Here is a 15,644-nt window from a genome sequence, read left to right on the forward strand (position 1 = left end):
GGAAAATGCCGCCTGGCCGGTCTGAGACCGGCTATGTTCCGCGCGGTTCGATGGCCATTCCGCTGGTGGTCGCGGAGGAATCCGGCCTCATCGAAACCCGCGCACAGCGCCGCCGCAATCCCAAGGGCAAGAAGGCCCGCAAGGCCGCGGCGCGGCTCGCCGCCCTGCGCGAGGCCGAGGGCGTGACGCCTCTGGCTGTTGCCGCCGAGCCGCCGGAAGCGCCGCTCGCCGCGCCGCGGATAGCGAGGAAGGGCAAGCCCAAGGGTCAGATGAAAGGCCAGAGGAAGGGTAGGCCACAGGACCAGGGCCATACGGACACGCGGGCCACGAGGGCTGCGGCCGTGCAGCCCGAGCAGCTGCCGGCCATCCCGGTTCGCCCGATCGCCGTTCGGCAGGTTGTCGTCGCATCTGATCCAGTCCCAGCTCCGCGCAAAGCGGCACCCCCGGCGCTCACCCTGCCGGAACGGGCCGAGCCGCTGGTCGTCACCGATGCGCCGCGGATGCCTTTGCTGGCGGAAACGCACGAACTTGCAGCGGCTGCGCGCCCCTTGGCCGAGGCTCAGCCGGCCGAGACCCCGCAGGCCGTCCTGCCGCTACCGGCGTTTCCGCTTCCGGAAGAAGCGCCGCTGGTGGACGCGCCGCCAGCCCCCGAACCGGCCGTGGTGCCCGAACCCGAGCGGGCCACCGCGCTCGCGGCGCTGGTCGATGCACCGCTTCCGCGCGCCCGTGCCCTTGTTCCCGCGCGGCGGCAGGGGCTGGTCGATGTGATCGCCTTTCTGCTTCGCGATTCCGGACGACGGCTGGCGCGCTGGTCGGCGCGGCGGCACAAGACCCGCGAGGAGCAGGCCGCACTGCGCCGCGCCGAGGCGCGTCAGCTCAACCTGCAGCGGGAGCTGGACGCGCTCGACGCATTGCGGCGGCACAAGGGCCAGGAACCTATTCCCCCCAGCGCTTGAGCGAGGGCTTGGGTACGGCCACCGTCCGCGCGCGTTCATAGGCCGCGCCGGCTTCGAGCACGCGTTTGTCATCCCACTTCGTGCCCATGAACGAGAGGCCCATTGGCAGCCCTTCGACCGCGCCCATTGGCACCGTGAGGTGCGGATAGCCGGCGATCGCGGCAAGGTTGCCCATGCCGACATCGATGCCGTGATCGCCGGTGACGAGGTCGATCGCCCAGGCCGGCGGCGCGGTGGGGGCGATCAGGAACGAGACGCGGTTGTCCGCCAGCAGCTTGTCGATCCCGTCCACCCCGGCAAGGCGCAGCGAATTCTCGCGTGCCTTCTTGTAGACGGCCGTGTCGGTCATCGCCTCGGCTTCCTCGAAGCTGTCCTGCCCGAACCATTTGAGTTCCTCGGGATGCGCCTTGTTGAAGGCGATGGCGTCGGCCAGTGTGCGGGCCGGCGGCATGTCCTTGAACGAGGAGGACGGGACCGACTGGAGATAGGCGGCGAGATCGGTGCGCAGTTCGTAGAGCAGCACGGTGTATTCATCGCGGCCCATCTCGGCGGGCGGGATGTAGTCGATATCGACGAGCACCGCGCCGGCGCCCTTGAGATCGGCGAGCGCCTTGTCGAACAGCGCGATCACCTTGGGGTTGCTCCCGACCGCCTTGCGCAGCACGCCGAGCCGCACGCCCTTGAGGCTGGATGCGGCGAGCCCGGCAGCAAAATCGGTCTTGTGCGCGTTGGCCTCCGCCGTGGCCGGATCAGCCGGATCGCTGCCGGCCATCGCGGTCAGCATCAGCGCGGCGTCGCGCACGCTGGTCGTCATCGGGCCGACAGTATCCTGGCTGTGGCTGATCGGCACGACATGGGTCCTGCTGATCATCCCCACCGTGGGCTTGAAGCCGACGATGCCGTTCAAGGAGGCGGGGCAGGTGATCGACCCATCGGTCTCGCTGCCGATCGCGGCCCAGGCCATGCCGGCGGCGATGGCGGCACCGCTGCCCGAGGAGGAACCGCAGGGCGACCGGTCCAGCGCATGGGGGTTGCGTGTCTGCCCGCCAACCGCGCTCCACCCGCTGGACGACTGGCCCGAGCGCATGTTGGCCCATTCTGAAAGGTTGGTCTTGCCGAGCACGACGACGCCCGCTGCGCGCAGGCCGAGCATGAAGGGCGCATCGCGGCCCGCGCGGTTGTCCTTGAGGAGCAGGCTGCCGGCGGTCGTCGGCATCGGATCGGCGGTTTCGACGTTGTCCTTGACGAGGATGACCTTGCCCGCGAGCGGACCGGTAACGGCCTTCGCGGCCGCTTCAGCCTTTGCGGCATCGGGATTGAGCGCGATCACGGCGTTGATTTTCGGCCCTGCCTTGTCGAGCGCCTTGATGCGGGCGAGATAGGTGGCAACGCTGTCCTGGGCATGGACAGCGCTGCTGCCAAGCGCTGTCGCGGCAAGCAGAATGGCGGAAACGGTCTTGGCGGCACGGCGGAACATGGATCACCCCCCTTGATGAGCGAGACGGGAAGCTGCGGCCAAGCCTGACGCCGTGCAAGCGCATCGAAGGGCAATTGCTGCGAATTTCCCCGGTCTTGCACCACTTTTCATGGTTGAAAGCGCGGATGCGCGGTTAACGCCCTTGAACATCCCGCCGTGGCACGCGACATAGACGAGGCTTAGCAAAGAGGACTCCATGCTCGATCTTTACGGCGCCCACGGCGCATCGGTTTACGGCAATCAGGGCAAGTTCGGCCGCGATCCCATCACCGGGGCGCTGGTGCCGGTCGTGGTCGAGCAGACCAGCCGCGGTGAACGCAGCTTCGATATCTTCTCCCGTCTTCTGCGCGAACGCATCGTGTTCGTGACGGGCGAGATCGAAGACCAGATGGCTTCGCTGATCGTGGCGCAGCTGCTGTTCCTCGAGAGCGAGAACCCCTCGAAGGACATCGCGATGTACATCAACTCGCCCGGCGGCGTGGTGACGGCGGGCCTCGCGATCTACGATACCATGCAGTACATCCGCCCGCGCGTCTCGACCGTGTGCATTGGCCAGGCCGCCTCGATGGGCAGCTTCCTGCTTGCTGCGGGTGAGCCGGGCATGCGCATCGCGCTCCCCAATGCACGGATCATGGTGCACCAGCCCTCGGGCGGCGCGCGCGGCATGGCGTCCGATATCGAGATCCAGGCGCGCGAGATCCTGCGCATGCGCTCGCGGATGAACGACCTCTACGTCAAGTTTACCGGCCGCACGCTCGAGGAAATCGAGAAGGCGATGGATCGCGACACGTTCCTTGAAGCTGATGAAGCGCTCAAGTTCGGACTCGTCGACAAGGTCTACGAATCGCGTCCTGAAGGCGATCAGATCGGCGGCGAGGAAGGTTCGGGCGGCGCGCCGAGCGCGTAATGCCCGCATGATTTCGGCCTGATCCCAACATCTTGCCTTAAAATAACAGGGTGTGGGATCAGGGATTGTTCGCTATTTTTGTGTCCGGTTGATTAATGCCCTCCGGGTAGTAGGATAATCGGGTCCGCCTCTCGTGGAGGGGCGTCTGGGATTGAAGAATGACCAAGCTTTCCGGATCGGATACCAAGAGCACGTTGTACTGCAGTTTCTGCGGCAAGTCGCAGCACGAGGTACGCAAGCTCATTGCCGGCCCCACCGTGTTCATCTGCGATGAATGCGTGGAGCTGTGCAACGACATCATCCGCGAGGAGACCAAGGCCGGTCTCGCCGGAAAGAAGGACGGCGGCGTCCCTACCCCGCGCGATATCTTCACGACGCTCAACGATTACGTGATTGGCCAGGACCGCGCGAAGCGTGTGCTCTCGGTGGCGGTGCACAACCACTACAAGCGCCTGAAGCACAGCGGCAAGGGCGGCGATGTCGAGCTGTCGAAGTCGAACATTCTGCTCGTCGGGCCGACCGGTTCGGGCAAGACGCTGTTGGCGCAGACGCTGGCGAAGACGTTCGACGTGCCCTTCACCATGGCCGATGCGACGACGCTGACCGAAGCGGGCTACGTGGGCGAGGACGTCGAGAACATCATCCTCAAGCTGCTGCAGGCCTCGGACTACAACGTCGAGAAGGCGCAGCACGGCATCGTCTACATCGACGAGATCGACAAGATCAGCCGCAAGGCCGAGAACCCCTCGATCACCCGCGATGTTTCGGGCGAGGGCGTGCAGCAGGCGCTGCTGAAGCTGATGGAAGGCACCACTGCCAGCGTGCCGCCGCAGGGCGGGCGCAAGCATCCGCAGCAGGAATTCCTGCAGGTGGACACGACCAACATCCTGTTCATCTGCGGCGGCGCTTTCGCGGGCCTCGAAAAGATCATCTCGGACCGCCTGCAGAAGCGTTCGATCGGCTTCGGCGCGCATGTCGCCGATCCGGACAAGCGCAAGGTGGGCGAACTGCTCCAGAAGGCGGAGCCGGAGGACCTCCTCAAGTTCGGGCTGATCCCCGAATTCGTCGGCCGTCTGCCGGTGATCGCGACGCTCAACGACCTCGACATCGAGGCGCTGGTCAAGATCCTGCGCGAGCCGAAGAACGCGCTGATCAAGCAGTACCAGAAGCTGTTCGACCTCGAGGACGTGCAACTGACCTTCACCGACGAGGCGCTCGAGGCGATCGCCAAGAAGGCCATCGAACGCAAGACCGGCGCGCGCGGCCTGCGCTCGATCGTCGAAGGGCTGCTGCTCGATACGATGTTCGACCTGCCGACGCTGGAAGGCGTGACGGAAGTCGTCGTCGACAAGGACGTCGTCGATGGCCGCAAGGAGCCGGTTCAGGTTCTGAAGGGTAAGGAAGAAGCGGCCTGATCCAAATCCTCCCCATCCCTGCGGGACGGGGAGGATCTTGATTACCCCGCAACCTTCGCAAAGCGTGCGTCCGCAGCGCCCCATGTCGCGGCGGCCATGAACGCGTCGACATAGGCGGCGGCCTTCGCGCCGTAGTCCATCGCGTAGGCGTGCTCGTACATGTCCATGGCCAGGATCGGGGTGCCGCCGGCGAGGGTCTGGGTGTGGTCGCTCGCCCACTGGTTGGTGAGGCGGCCATCGTGCGGGGACCATTGCAGCAGGACCCAGCCCGAGCCGCCGCCGAGCGCCTTGCCCATGGCGGCGAATTCAGCCGCCCAGCGGGTGAAGCTGCCGAAATCGCGCTCGATGGCCGCGCCCAGCTTGGCGCCGGGCTTGCCGCCCGAACCGAGGCACGAGAAGTAGACCTCGTGGAGCAGCATCGAGTTCCACGCGATGAGTTCCTCGCGCTTCAGGCCGTTGAGCAGGAAGCCCGGCGCGGTCGCCAAGTCGAGCTTGGCCAGTTCGCCCTTGATCGCGCCGATGCGCTTCACCGCGCCGACGTAGTTGTTGTCGTGGTGGCTGGTCAGGAGATTGGCAGACAGGCCGGGGATCGTGGCCGGGTCGAACGGCAGCGGGGCCGGGCCGGGGGCGAAGACCGGGCCCGAAGGCGCGGGGGCGGCTGCGGTCTGGCCGGCGGCGGGGATGGCGCCGGCGGCGGCGGCGGTCATGGCTGCGGTCAGGGCGGTGCGGCGATCGATCTGCATGGGATGCGACTCCTTGAGAGGACTGCGGTCATTGTGGTCAGGAAATCGGCGCTGTCCATCCGGCGGGAGGGCAGGCCGCAAAAAGGGGGCGGCCATGCCTGGCCGCCCCCCTGATGTCAGTCCCTTTGGCAAGCGAGGCCGGGAGACGGCGCTGATTACGCGGACTTCGCGCTGGCCACAGGGTAGCTTGCAGCATGGGCGGTGCCGGGGACGATGATTGCGGCGAGGCCGGAGGCAAGCGCGGTGGCGGCGAGCGCGGCGGCGGCGGCCATCGAAATGCTGGCAATCTTCAATTCCGTGCGAAGCATGTCGAATCTCCTCAAAAGCGCTCTTGGAAGCGCCATAGGGATCATTCGTGGTCGCGCGCAGGCCCCCCTAAGGGCCAAAGGACCGCTTGAAGAAACGGGTCAGTGCGCCTTGCCGCAGCCATGGTCGGCAAGATCGGCAAGATCGGTCGTCTCGATCTGCACCGTCGCGTGGCAGATCGCGAAGCGCTGGGCGAGCGTTCGGGAAAGATCGCCGAGGAATGCATCGCCGGGGTGACCGCCGGGCATCACGAGATGCGCTGTCATCGCGGTTTCGGTCGTGCTCATGGGCCAGATATGGAGATCATGCACGGCGCTCACGCCCGGAAGCGCCTCGAGATGATGTTCGACGGCGTGTCCATCGACCGAGGTCGGGACCCCGTGGAGGCCCATCTTCAGCGAATCCTTGGCAAGGCCCCAGGTGCCCCATGCGATCACGCCGACGATGACGAGGCTGGTGACAGGATCGATCCACCACGCGCCCGTCAGCGCGATCAGCGCGCCTGCGGCCACGACCCCGGCCGAAACAGCGGCATCCGAGGCCATGTGGAGGTAGGCGCCGCGAATGTTGATGTCGTGTTCCCGCCCGCGCAGGAAGAGGAGCGCGGTCGCCGTGTTGATCGCGATGCCGATCCCCGCGACGATCATCACCGGATCGGCCGCGACCGGTGCGGGCGCGATCAGGCGGTGAATGGTCTCGACGAGGATCGCGCCGAGCGCCAGCATCAGCAACGCGGCATTGAACAGCGCGGCAAGGATCGAGCTCGACTTGTAGCCATAAGTGAACCGCGCGGAAGGCGGGCGTGCGGCGAGCACGCTGGCGGCCCAGGCCACAGCAAGGCTGAGCACGTCGGAGAGGTTGTGCCCGGCATCGGCAACGAGCGCCATCGAGCCGGCGATAATGCCGTAAGTCGCCTCTACCGCGACGAAGGCGCTGTTGAGCGCGATGCCGATGGCGAAGGCCCGCCCGAAGCTGGCCGGGGCATGGTGGTGGTGCCCATGACCGTGCCCGTGCCCGTGACCATGGTCATGCCCATGGTGATGATCGTGGTCATGATCGTGATGATGATGGTGCGCGCCCGACATGCGGCGCTTCCTAGCGCCTTCCCGCCGGGTAGGAAAACGCTTTGATTGCAGGGGCCCGAATGCCAGGGGGCCTGTAAGCCGGGTTCTGTGGCGCGGACGGTATCCCCCAAGGTTGCCCTTGCAATGTGGACCGTATCCGCGTCGGCAGCCATTCCTCTAGGCGGCCCGTTGCCGGGCGCGCTCAAGCGACCAACCCGGACTGCTGGCCCGAAACAGGCCTGCTTCCCGAAAGAAGCGCGCAGTCCCTATTCGGTCTTGCTCCGGGTGGGGTTTGCCATGCCGCGTCCGTTGCCGGCCCGCGCGGTGCGCTCTTGCCGCACCCTTTCACCCTTGCTGCCCATTTCTGGGTTAGCGGTCTGCTCTCTGTGGCACTTTCCCTTGGCCAAGGACCGAAATCCTCCGCCCGGCGGGCGTTACCCGCCACCCTTGTTTCGTGGAGCCCGGACTTTCCTCGGGATCTTGCGATCACGCGGCTGCCCGGCCCCCTGGCACATCGGTCACCTAGCACGCCCGAGGTCGCGTTCCAACAAAAGCTCGAACAGCAGCGCGCCTATCTGGCCATCGATCTGGCCGTCGATGCGCGAGGGCCGCCAGCGGCGCTGGAAGGCGCGGACGGCGGCTTCGGGATCGGTGATGTCGTAGCCGAAACGTTCAAGCGCGAGGTAGAACGCGCCGGGGTTGTCATAGACAAGCTGGATGGCAAGTTTCGGCTTGGCGAGTGCCAGCCGGTAGCGCGCGAGCAGGTCCCACGGGAACAGCTCGCCCGGATCCTCCTTGCGCGCCGGGGCCACATCGGAATGACCGACGACGTTGGCGCGGGGCACGTTGTGGCGCTTCACGATATCGGCAAGGAGCGGGATCAGCGCTTCCATCTGCGCTTCCGGGAATGGGCGGTAGCCGAACTCGTGCCCCGGATTGACAAGCTCGATGCCGATGCTGGCCGAATTCACGTCGGTGATCCCGCGCCACGCGGAGCGTCCGGCATGCCAGGCGCGCTTGTGTTCCTCGACCAGGCGGATGACGGTGCCGTCCTCGTCGATCATGTAGTGGGCGGAGACTTCCGCCGCCGGATCGCAGAGCCGCTCGAGCGCCGCATCGGCGCTCTGCATGCCGGTGTAGTGCAGGACCACCATGGACACGGGCAATTTGCGCTCGTTCCAGTTGGGCGAGGGGACCTCGCGGTGGACCAGCCAGCGGTTCATGGCAGCCGGCGACGCCTCAGGCAGACACGGGCAGCATGGCCCCCATGACGAGCGCCTCGGGCGAGGCATGATATTGCAGCGTGCCTCCGAGCCCGGACACGAGCCGATGCAGCATCGTGGCCGGTGCGGTGCGGCTGGAGAGTTCCTCCGCTGGCAACTGTCCTTCGAGCGCGAGGCCGATGTTGCGATCGAACACCACGCGGGCGCCGCTGGCGCGGATCACGATCTCGCTGCAGGGCTTGGCGCCGTCTGTGCGCAGTTCGGCGGCGATATCGAGCGTGCCGCCGCGCACGAGCGCTTCGATCCCGATGAGCGCGAGGTTGAGCAGGGTCTTGACCGCCGGCTTGGGCAGGCTGCTACCCGATAACGCCCAGTTGGCCTGGATGCGCCCGTTGTTGCCGACCAGCGCATCGATCAGGGCGCGGGGCTCGTCGAGCGGGACCATTTCGCCGAAGCCGCCGGCCGCGCCGAAGGCGAGGCGGAAGAAGCGCAGCTTGTCCGCCGAGATGCGCGCGCTCTGTTCGAGCAGCTCGAAGCACTTCTGGCGCATGTCCGGGTCCTTCTCCTCGGCAAGGAGTTCAAGGCCGTTGGAGAGCGCGCCGACAGGCGAGAGCATATCGTGGCACAGGCGCGAGCAGAGCAGGCTGGCGAGTTCGAGCGAATCGGTGGTCATGTTCAGGTCTGGGGCCTTTTCGCTGAATAGGTTGACACGGTTGACACAGTCCTGAGCAAACTTCGCAAGGCCCCGGAAGGAACCGGATCGGGATGACCGCGAAGTGCGCGAGGGGAGACCGGGCGTGACGTCATCAATCTGCCTTAACCCTCCTTGACCTGGTAGGAAAGCGCTTCGAACCCGGATGGGCCATCGCGCCACAAGGTAACCATGCCGGAGGCAGCAATCGCCCAGATGCGCCCATCGCCCAAGGCCGAGGCGGCATCGGTGGCGGAGGGACGGGCAAGGCCATTGGGGTGGGAGTGAAAGTAGCCCAGAACCAGCGGCCCGCCAGCCCGCGCGGCCTTGTGTGCGGCAATGAGCGCGGCGGGATCGATTTCGAAATGGCGCAGCGGTTCGGGGTGGACGTTGGCGGCGGGGCGCGCGGTTTCGATATGGGCGGCGGTGCCGAAGAGGAGGCCGCAGGCTTCCTGCGGCGCGGCCTTGGCGGCGGCGGCAAGGATGGCGGCGTGGGCGGTGGAGGTGATGGTTGCGGGCATCGCCGGATGGTCTAGCGCAGGGCATCGCCATGGCAAGCCGCAGGCACCCTTGCCGCCTTGCCCACGGCTTCCCATATCGGCCCGACCATGGGGGCATGCGAGACCATCATTGAGGGGATCATTCCCACCGGCGGGCTGCGGCTCGACCGGGCGCTTGCTGATGCCTCCGGCCTCTCGCGTGAGCGGGTGAAGGCGCTGATGGACGAGGGGCGCGTGGCGCTGGCGGGGAAGCCGGCGGCGCAGGCCTCGCTCAAGCCCGCGCAAGGCACGCCCTTCACCATCCGCGTGCCCGAGGCCGTGCCGGCCGAGGCCGCGGCGCAGGATATTCCGCTCAGCGTGGTCTACGAGGACGCGCACCTCATCGTGGTGGACAAGCCGGCCGGGCTGGTGGTGCATCCGGCGGCGGGCAACCTCGATGGCACGCTGGTCAATGCGCTGCTCTACCATTGCCGGGGCCAGCTTTCGGGCATCGGCGGGGTGGCGCGGCCGGGGATCGTGCACCGCATCGACAAGGATACCTCGGGGCTGCTCGTGGTCGCCAAGACCGACGCGGCGCACGAGGGCCTTGCGCGGCAGTTTGCCGACCATTCGATCCACCGCGTCTATCAGGCGGTGACGAGCGGCGTGCCGGTGCCGGCATCGGGCACGGTGCGCGGGGCGATCGGGCGCAGCGAGCGGGATCGCAAGAAGATGGCGCTGGTGGCGGATGGCCGGGGCAAACACGCGGTGACGCATTACCGCACGATCGAGCTGCTGCAGGGCGCCGCGCTGGTCGAGTGCCGGCTCGAGACCGGGCGAACCCACCAGGTGCGCGTTCACCTTGCGTCAATTGGCCATGCGCTAATGGGCGATCCGGTCTATGGACGCCCATCTTCCCAGCACAAGCCCCTGCTTGCCCGGCTCGGCTTCCGCCGCCAGGCGCTGCATGCGGCCGAACTGGGTTTCATCCATCCCGCCAGCGGCGAATCGGTGCGGTTCACCAGCCCGACGCCCGTCGATCTCAGGACGCTCATCGTCGAACTGGGAGGGCGGGATGGCTGACCGGGCGTTACGGAACAAAGGTGCAATGCCCCAAAAACACGCTGTATCGAATGGCTCTACGTGGGCGAATAGTTTTGCTGTGTGGCCAGACTGGCGGCTCTCCGATATACCGGAACAAGCCGCGAACGTTTCGCGACACAGCCACAGCAGGGCCCGGCATAGCATGGTCGGGCCTGTGAGGTTCGCGCCCCCTCTTGCCGGGCGCGACGAAAGGATGTGTTCAGGTGTCTGAGAAGAAATCGAGCGCGCTGGTTCCTGCCCTTGGCGGCGGCGAGGCCGGGCTCAATCGCTATCTCGCAGAGATCCGCAAGTTCCCTGTGCTGGCGGCCGAGCAGGAATACATGCTCGCCAAGCGCTATCAGGAACATGGCGATCCGCAGGCGGCCGCGCAGCTGGTGACGAGCCATCTGCGTCTCGTGGCCAAGATCGCCATGGGTTATCGCGGCTATGGCCTGCCGGTCAGTGAGCTGATCTCGGAAGGCAACATCGGCCTGATGCAGGGTGTCAAGAAATTCGAGCCTGACCGGGGCTTCCGTCTCGCGACTTATGCGATGTGGTGGATCAAGGCCTCGATCCAGGAATATATCCTGCGCTCGTGGAGCCTGGTGAAGATGGGCACCACTGCGGCGCAGAAGAAGCTGTTCTTCAACTTGCGCCGGATGAAGAAAAACCTCGAGGCGTTCGAGGATTCGGACCTGCATCCGGAGGACGTGAAGAAGATCGCGACCGACCTCGGCGTGTCCGAGACCGAAGTCGTCAACATGAACCGGCGCATGATGATGGGCGGCGACGCCAGCCTGAACGTGTCGGTCCGCGAGGACGGCGAAGGTTCGTGGCAGGACTGGCTGGTTGATGACAGCCCGCTGCAGGACGAGACCGTGGCCGACGCCGAGGAAGCGCATCTGCGCCATGCCCTGCTGGTCGAGGCGATGGACAGCCTTTCGGAGCGCGAGCGCCACATCCTGACCGACCGGCGCCTGATCGATGAGCCCAAGACGCTCGAGGAACTGAGCCAGGTCTACAACGTCAGCCGCGAACGCGTGCGCCAGATCGAGGTGCGCGCCTTCGAGAAGCTGCAGAAGGCGATGCAGCGCATTGCCGGCGAGCGGCATCTGCTGCCGGCCTGAGATTTCGCCGCGCTCAGCATGAGCGGGTCGGAAATGCAAAGACGGCCGGGGGTGACCCCGGCCGTTTTCGCATTCAGAACTGGCGGGCGAAACCCAGCAGCAGTGCGTGATCGGGCGCGGCGCGGGTCAGCCCGGTATCGAACTCGATATCGATCTGCAGCGCTGGTGCGGCGTGCCACGCGGCTGAGAGCGCGAAGCGGCTTTCGGTGGACGCGCCGTCCGGATCGTCGTCGCGCAGGGCGGAGACTTCAGCGGAAGCGGAGACCCTGGCGGTCAGCGCGTGCGACAGGCCGACGACACCGCCCCAGGCGAGATGCCGGCCATGGCCCGAGCCGTTGACCGCGGCGTCGATCTCGGGCGTGGTGGCGAGCGTGAAGCCGGCGGGCAGGGGCAGCGCCACGGGCAGCAGCAGCCCCGCGCCCCAATCGCCCGCACCGCCCGGGGCGCGGCCTGTGGGAGCGGAGACGAAGGCCTGCACCGCAATCTTGGCGCCCGCTTCGCCGCCGAAGCCGTGGCGTATGGCAAGGGTCGCATCGCCAAGGCCGCGCGCGGTGCCGACGGCCGCGCCTTCGCGGCTGCGCGTGCGCGTCCAGCCGCCGAGGCCGAGCTCGATCTCGGTCGCGCCGCCGAGGCCGACGCGGGCCACCATATCGGCATAAGTCAGGCTGTCCTCGCGGCCGGCGGGGCCAGTGCTGAATTCCCAGCCCACCGCACCCGCTTCGACCATGACGCGGCCGGCAGGCAGCGTGCAGGGCGGGGTATCGAGGCCCGGGCGGTTGACGCACAGATCGGGCGCATCGTCTGCGCGGGCAGCGGCCGGTGCGAGGAGGGCGAGGGCGGCAAGGCCCATGCGGAAGGTCCGGTACAAAGCGTGCGCGCTCCCGATTGCCAGCGGCGATCTGCCGGGTAATATCGCCGGCTCATGGACGAAGACCTGCTCAAGCTCAAGAACCCCGGCTATTTCCGGGCCCGCCGACCCGGCCTGCTCTACCGAACGGGCTGGCTGCTCACGCGCATGGTCGCGGCATTCCTGTTCCTCAGCGTGGCCATGGTGGTGATCTACCGCTTCGTGCCGGTGCCGGTGACGCTGACGATGATCTTCGACCCCAACGGTATCACCCGGGAATGGGTGCCCTTGTCGAAAATCGACCGCAACATGGTGGATGCCGCGATCGCCGGCGAGGACGGCAAGTTCTGCCAGCATCACGGGTTCGATCAGGACGCGATCCTGAAGGCGTGGGAGCGCAACCAGGAAGGTGGGCGCATCCGCGGCGGCTCCACAATCAGCCAGCAGACCGCCAAGAACGTGTTCCTGTGGCAGGGTGGCGGCTATCTGCGCAAAGGCCTCGAGGCCTGGTTCACCGTGCTGATCGAGACGATCTGGGGCAAGCGGCGGATCATGGAGGTCTATCTCAACGTGGCCGAGACCGGGATCGGGACCTATGGCGTGGAGGCGGGGGCGCAGCGCTATTACCGCAAATCGGCGGCGCAACTGAGCCGGGTGGAAGCAGCGCGAATCGCGGCGGCCTTCCCCCAGCCCAAGGTCCGCGCGGTGACGGGGGCAACCGGCTTTACCCGCCGCCACGGCAATGTCATTGCCAAGCGCGTGACGACCGTGCGCGCCGACTACGACACCTGCGTTTATCAATAGGGGCGCCCCGGCGCGTGCTATGCTTGACTGGCGGGTGAAAGGAGATCCCGTCATGCCGCAGGTCATCATTCACGCCTGGATCGAATTCGCCGACGAAGCCACGCGCGACGAGGCGGTGAGACTGGCTGCGCCGATCCAGTGGCAGAGCCGCACCGAGGAGCCGGGCTGCCTCGAATATTGCTTCGCCGCCGATCCCTGCATTCCGAACCGGGTGACGATCCACGAATTGTGGGAGGACCACGCCTCGCTCGTCGCGCACTTCCAGCACCCCTGTTATGCCGCGATGCGCGATCTGATGACGGGATTTGCACCCACCGCGCTGTGGAACCGGATGTACGAAGCGGGGCAGGACGCGCCCGTCTACCGCGCGGACGGGGCCGTGCGCACCGTGCTGTTCGACGGGCGCTAGCGCCCGCTTTCCGTGAGGGTGAGGGTGAAGGCCGCGCCGCCTTCGAACGGGCCGACGGCGCGCACGCGGAGCAGCACGTGGCCGTCGCTTGCGGCGGTAAAGCCGGCCGTTTCGCCGCCGCTCCGCGCGGCATCAATGCTGCGCCGGACGCTGATCCCGCTGGCCGGCGCGCCGTCATCGCCTTCGAGCGGATCGGGCAGGCCCAGATCGAGCGCAAGATCGAACGGGGCGCTTGCCGCGACCTCGTAGCTGTGGCCCGCGCGCACGGCGATATCGTAGAGCGCGGTGTCCGTCGCGGTGCCCAGCGTGCCGCGCGCTGCCACGCCGGGCCTGAGCGCAGTGGCCGCGGGAGGCGGGGGTGCGGCGGGCAGATCGCGTACTTCGAGCGTGATGTCGTCCGCCGCATCGCCGAGCGATTGCACGTCGACACGCCAGGTGCCGCTTGCCGACAGCCGGCGCTGGAGCAGCGGCGTGCGGCCTTCGGCGGTCTCGTCGATGCCGCTCGTTCCGGCGGGGCCGACGAGCCGCAGCGCGAGGCCGCTTTCGGATGCGGCGGCGATGTGCACCCATTGCCCGGCCTTGCCTTCGAACGACCACGCGCGAACGGTGCGCGGGGCAAGGCGCGCAAAGACGGTGCGGCCAAGGACGAGCGGTGCAACCTCTGGTGCCGCGGCGCGAACGGTGCGCAAGGCGATCGTGCGCGGCACAGATGCCGGAGCGACGGCGACGACATAGCGCCCCGCAGCCGGAGCGATGAAGCGCAGCGTGACCATGCCGCGCGCGCCGGGCACGAGTTCGCCGGCAATGGGGACGCCGGCCGGATCGCAGATTTCCAGCACCGGGGGTGCGGCGGGATCGGCGGCAGCGACCGGTGTGCCGTCCAGATCGATCTCGATCCGCTCGATCTCGTCCAGCTCCATCGCAAGGCTGGCGGGCGCATCGGCGGCGAGCCGCAGCGTCTCACCCTGGGCGAGCGCGCCATCGGGCCGGACGCAATCGGGCAGGGCATAATCGGAACCGCGCGGAGAGACCCGAGCCAGCGCCGGGACTGCCATCGCGGCGGCGAGGAGCGCGAGCCCTGCCAACATTGCCGGACGCCGCGCGCCGATCCGATACCTTTGTGCCATGGTCCGTCCCCCGACGGGCCCCGTCACCACGACAGCGGTGGCAGGGCCTTTGCATGCCAAGGACGTGGCCATGCCGGGTAAAAATGAAAGATCGGCGACACATCCATGCCCTACGTATTAACCGCAGGGTAAGCGGGCCGGATCAGGCCGCTTCGGCGGCCGGTTCGCCCTGCACCGAGATGAGCCAGCGCGCCGTGCCTTCAAGGCCGATCGCGGTGAGCAGGCCGGAGGCATAGGCGCCGGTATCGAGGCTGATCCGCAAGGTCGAGACGTGTGGCGTCTCGAGGATGGTGTGGCCATGAACGACCGCGAAATCACGGTCTTCGCGCGATTCGATAAATTCCCCGCGGATCCAGCGCAGGTCCGAAACCTTCTGCTGTTCGAGCGGTACCCCCGGGCGCACGCCGGCATGGACGAAGACGTAATTGCCGATCTGGATGCGGTCTTCCATGCTCCGCATGAAGGCGACGTCTTCCGCCGGCACGATGTCGTGCATGATCGCACGCAGTTCCTCGAGCGTCGCGCGGCTGTAGACATCCGGGGAAATCGGATAGCTCAGCAGCGTTTCGCGCCCGCCATGGCGCAGGAAGTGACGCAGCGTCTCGTCCCGCTCGAAGCTGCCGAGGAACATTTCCTCGTGGTTGCCCGCAAGGATGCGCACGCGGCGGCGCTGGGCCCATTCGCGCGCCGTGGCGATGACGCCGGCACTGTCGGGTCCGCGGTCCACGAGATCGCCGAGCAGGATCACCGTGGTATCCGCCGGCTCGCGCGCTGCCTCGTCCGCCTCGATGCGCGCAATCATGCGGCAGAGCAGATCGCAGCGGCCATGGATGTCTCCGATGGCGTAGACCCGCTGACCTTCCGGCACCGCAGGACACACTTCGGGCACAGATCGGCTGTCGAAAAGGGAGCGAAAGAGTTTCAGCATGAAAGACGGGCCTGACGAAGGGGATATGGGCCTTGCAAGTGGCCATACAAGGCCCCCG

General features: G+C 67.1%; 17 protein-coding genes and 1 other RNA gene. 7 read left to right on the forward strand and 11 right to left on the reverse strand.

Going from position 1 to position 15,644, the window contains the following annotated elements:
* The first annotated feature begins 50 nt into the window (after positions 1 to 50).
* Positions 51 to 956 (forward strand): hypothetical protein, encoded by a 906-nt coding sequence (locus AQZ52_RS05885; protein WP_169793719.1) that lies wholly within the window; start codon positions 51 to 53, stop codon positions 954 to 956.
* On the opposite strand, the gene AQZ52_RS05890 is transcribed toward AQZ52_RS05885, so the two are convergent.
* Positions 937 to 2,433 carry an amidase gene (locus AQZ52_RS05890; protein ID WP_067907227.1) on the reverse strand — a complete coding sequence of 499 codons (1,497 nt, stop codon included), beginning with the start codon at positions 2,431 to 2,433 and terminating at the stop codon, positions 937 to 939. The genes AQZ52_RS05885 and AQZ52_RS05890 overlap by 20 nt on opposite strands.
* 196 nt (positions 2,434 to 2,629) lie before the next feature.
* On the opposite strand from AQZ52_RS05890, the gene clpP reads away from it, so the two are divergent.
* Positions 2,630 to 3,340 (forward strand): ATP-dependent Clp endopeptidase proteolytic subunit ClpP, encoded by a 711-nt coding sequence (gene clpP / locus AQZ52_RS05895; RefSeq protein WP_067907229.1) that lies wholly within the window; start codon positions 2,630 to 2,632, stop codon positions 3,338 to 3,340.
* Between the two features lie 158 nt (positions 3,341 to 3,498).
* Positions 3,499 to 4,755, forward strand: coding sequence for an ATP-dependent Clp protease ATP-binding subunit ClpX (gene clpX / locus AQZ52_RS05900; RefSeq protein ID WP_067907231.1), 1,257 nt, complete (start codon positions 3,499 to 3,501; stop codon positions 4,753 to 4,755).
* A gap of 41 nt (positions 4,756 to 4,796) precedes the next feature.
* Here clpX and AQZ52_RS05905 read toward each other — a convergent pair whose 3' ends face one another.
* The 7 genes from AQZ52_RS05905 to AQZ52_RS05930 all read right to left on the reverse strand — a co-directional run bounded on the left by AQZ52_RS05905 (position 4,797) and on the right by AQZ52_RS05930 (position 9,303).
* On the reverse strand, positions 4,797 to 5,498 hold the full coding sequence (locus AQZ52_RS05905) for a superoxide dismutase (protein WP_082697579.1): 702 nt from the start codon (positions 5,496 to 5,498) through the stop codon (positions 4,797 to 4,799).
* A 155-nt stretch (positions 5,499 to 5,653) separates the two neighbouring features.
* On the reverse strand, positions 5,654 to 5,806 hold the full coding sequence (locus AQZ52_RS18430) for a hypothetical protein (RefSeq protein WP_156424788.1): 153 nt from the start codon (positions 5,804 to 5,806) through the stop codon (positions 5,654 to 5,656).
* A gap of 99 nt (positions 5,807 to 5,905) precedes the next feature.
* Entirely contained in the window at positions 5,906 to 6,889 is a 984-nt protein-coding gene (locus tag AQZ52_RS05910) for a cation diffusion facilitator family transporter (RefSeq protein WP_067907233.1), read from the reverse strand.
* Positions 6,890 to 6,947: 58 nt separating this feature from the next.
* An RNA gene (gene rnpB / locus AQZ52_RS05915) (RNase P RNA component class A) lies at positions 6,948 to 7,378 on the reverse strand.
* An 8-nt stretch (positions 7,379 to 7,386) separates the two neighbouring features.
* Positions 7,387 to 8,091, reverse strand: a complete 705-nt coding sequence (locus AQZ52_RS05920) for an N-acetylmuramoyl-L-alanine amidase (protein WP_067907235.1) — start codon at positions 8,089 to 8,091, stop codon at positions 7,387 to 7,389.
* Positions 8,092 to 8,107: 16 nt separating this feature from the next.
* Complete coding sequence (locus AQZ52_RS05925) at positions 8,108 to 8,764, reverse strand: histidine phosphotransferase family protein (RefSeq protein ID WP_067907237.1); 657 nt, start codon at positions 8,762 to 8,764, stop codon at positions 8,108 to 8,110.
* Between the two features lie 143 nt (positions 8,765 to 8,907).
* Entirely contained in the window at positions 8,908 to 9,303 is a 396-nt protein-coding gene (locus AQZ52_RS05930; protein WP_082697580.1) for a Mov34/MPN/PAD-1 family protein, read from the reverse strand.
* Positions 9,304 to 9,390: 87 nt separating this feature from the next.
* Between AQZ52_RS05930 and AQZ52_RS05935 the strand changes: the two genes are divergently transcribed.
* Positions 9,391 to 10,344: an RluA family pseudouridine synthase gene (locus AQZ52_RS05935; protein ID WP_067907241.1), complete on the forward strand. Its 954-nt coding sequence runs from the start codon at positions 9,391 to 9,393 to the stop codon at positions 10,342 to 10,344.
* Positions 10,345 to 10,568: 224 nt separating this feature from the next.
* Positions 10,569 to 11,471: an RNA polymerase sigma factor RpoH gene (gene rpoH, locus AQZ52_RS05940; protein ID WP_067907243.1), complete on the forward strand. Its 903-nt coding sequence runs from the start codon at positions 10,569 to 10,571 to the stop codon at positions 11,469 to 11,471.
* A 73-nt stretch (positions 11,472 to 11,544) separates the two neighbouring features.
* Here rpoH and AQZ52_RS05945 read toward each other — a convergent pair whose 3' ends face one another.
* The gene (locus tag AQZ52_RS05945) at positions 11,545 to 12,321 is read right to left on the reverse strand and encodes a transporter (RefSeq protein ID WP_067907245.1); all 777 of its coding nucleotides are present in this window, start codon (positions 12,319 to 12,321) and stop codon (positions 11,545 to 11,547) included.
* Between the two features lie 72 nt (positions 12,322 to 12,393).
* On the opposite strand from AQZ52_RS05945, the gene mtgA reads away from it, so the two are divergent.
* Positions 12,394 to 13,122, forward strand: coding sequence for a monofunctional biosynthetic peptidoglycan transglycosylase (gene mtgA / locus AQZ52_RS05950; protein ID WP_067907247.1), 729 nt, complete (start codon positions 12,394 to 12,396; stop codon positions 13,120 to 13,122).
* 52 nt (positions 13,123 to 13,174) lie between these two features.
* Positions 13,175 to 13,531: a putative quinol monooxygenase gene (locus tag AQZ52_RS05955; protein ID WP_067907249.1), complete on the forward strand. Its 357-nt coding sequence runs from the start codon at positions 13,175 to 13,177 to the stop codon at positions 13,529 to 13,531.
* On the opposite strand, the gene AQZ52_RS05960 is transcribed toward AQZ52_RS05955, so the two are convergent.
* Positions 13,528 to 14,658: a hypothetical protein gene (locus tag AQZ52_RS05960; protein ID WP_156424789.1), complete on the reverse strand. Its 1,131-nt coding sequence runs from the start codon at positions 14,656 to 14,658 to the stop codon at positions 13,528 to 13,530. The genes AQZ52_RS05955 and AQZ52_RS05960 overlap by 4 nt on opposite strands.
* A gap of 142 nt (positions 14,659 to 14,800) precedes the next feature.
* Positions 14,801 to 15,586, reverse strand: a complete 786-nt coding sequence (locus tag AQZ52_RS05965) for a metallophosphoesterase family protein (protein WP_067907254.1) — start codon at positions 15,584 to 15,586, stop codon at positions 14,801 to 14,803.
* Positions 15,587 to 15,644: the final 58 nt, after the last annotated feature.

Source organism: Novosphingobium fuchskuhlense (assembly GCF_001519075.1).
GTDB lineage: Bacteria > Pseudomonadota > Alphaproteobacteria > Sphingomonadales > Sphingomonadaceae > Novosphingobium > Novosphingobium fuchskuhlense.

Coding starts and splice junctions, on each gene's coding strand:
- AQZ52_RS05885 (WP_169793719.1), top strand. CDS start 51: ATGGCCATTCCGCTGGTGGTCGCGGAGGAATCCGGCCTCATCGAAACC.
- AQZ52_RS05890 (WP_067907227.1), bottom strand. CDS start 2,433: ATGTTCCGCCGTGCCGCCAAGACCGTTTCCGCCATTCTGCTTGCCGCG.
- clpP (WP_067907229.1), top strand. CDS start 2,630: ATGCTCGATCTTTACGGCGCCCACGGCGCATCGGTTTACGGCAATCAG.
- clpX (WP_067907231.1), top strand. CDS start 3,499: ATGACCAAGCTTTCCGGATCGGATACCAAGAGCACGTTGTACTGCAGT.
- AQZ52_RS05905 (WP_082697579.1), bottom strand. CDS start 5,498: ATGCAGATCGATCGCCGCACCGCCCTGACCGCAGCCATGACCGCCGCC.
- AQZ52_RS18430 (WP_156424788.1), bottom strand. CDS start 5,806: ATGCTTCGCACGGAATTGAAGATTGCCAGCATTTCGATGGCCGCCGCC.
- AQZ52_RS05910 (WP_067907233.1), bottom strand. CDS start 6,889: ATGTCGGGCGCGCACCATCATCATCACGATCATGACCACGATCATCAC.
- AQZ52_RS05920 (WP_067907235.1), bottom strand. CDS start 8,091: ATGAACCGCTGGCTGGTCCACCGCGAGGTCCCCTCGCCCAACTGGAAC.
- AQZ52_RS05925 (WP_067907237.1), bottom strand. CDS start 8,764: ATGACCACCGATTCGCTCGAACTCGCCAGCCTGCTCTGCTCGCGCCTG.
- AQZ52_RS05930 (WP_082697580.1), bottom strand. CDS start 9,303: ATGCCCGCAACCATCACCTCCACCGCCCACGCCGCCATCCTTGCCGCC.
- AQZ52_RS05935 (WP_067907241.1), top strand. CDS start 9,391: ATGGGGGCATGCGAGACCATCATTGAGGGGATCATTCCCACCGGCGGG.
- AQZ52_RS05945 (WP_067907245.1), bottom strand. CDS start 12,321: ATGGGCCTTGCCGCCCTCGCCCTCCTCGCACCGGCCGCTGCCCGCGCA.
- mtgA (WP_067907247.1), top strand. CDS start 12,394: ATGGACGAAGACCTGCTCAAGCTCAAGAACCCCGGCTATTTCCGGGCC.
- AQZ52_RS05955 (WP_067907249.1), top strand. CDS start 13,175: ATGCCGCAGGTCATCATTCACGCCTGGATCGAATTCGCCGACGAAGCC.
- AQZ52_RS05960 (WP_156424789.1), bottom strand. CDS start 14,658: ATGGCACAAAGGTATCGGATCGGCGCGCGGCGTCCGGCAATGTTGGCA.
- AQZ52_RS05965 (WP_067907254.1), bottom strand. CDS start 15,586: ATGCTGAAACTCTTTCGCTCCCTTTTCGACAGCCGATCTGTGCCCGAA.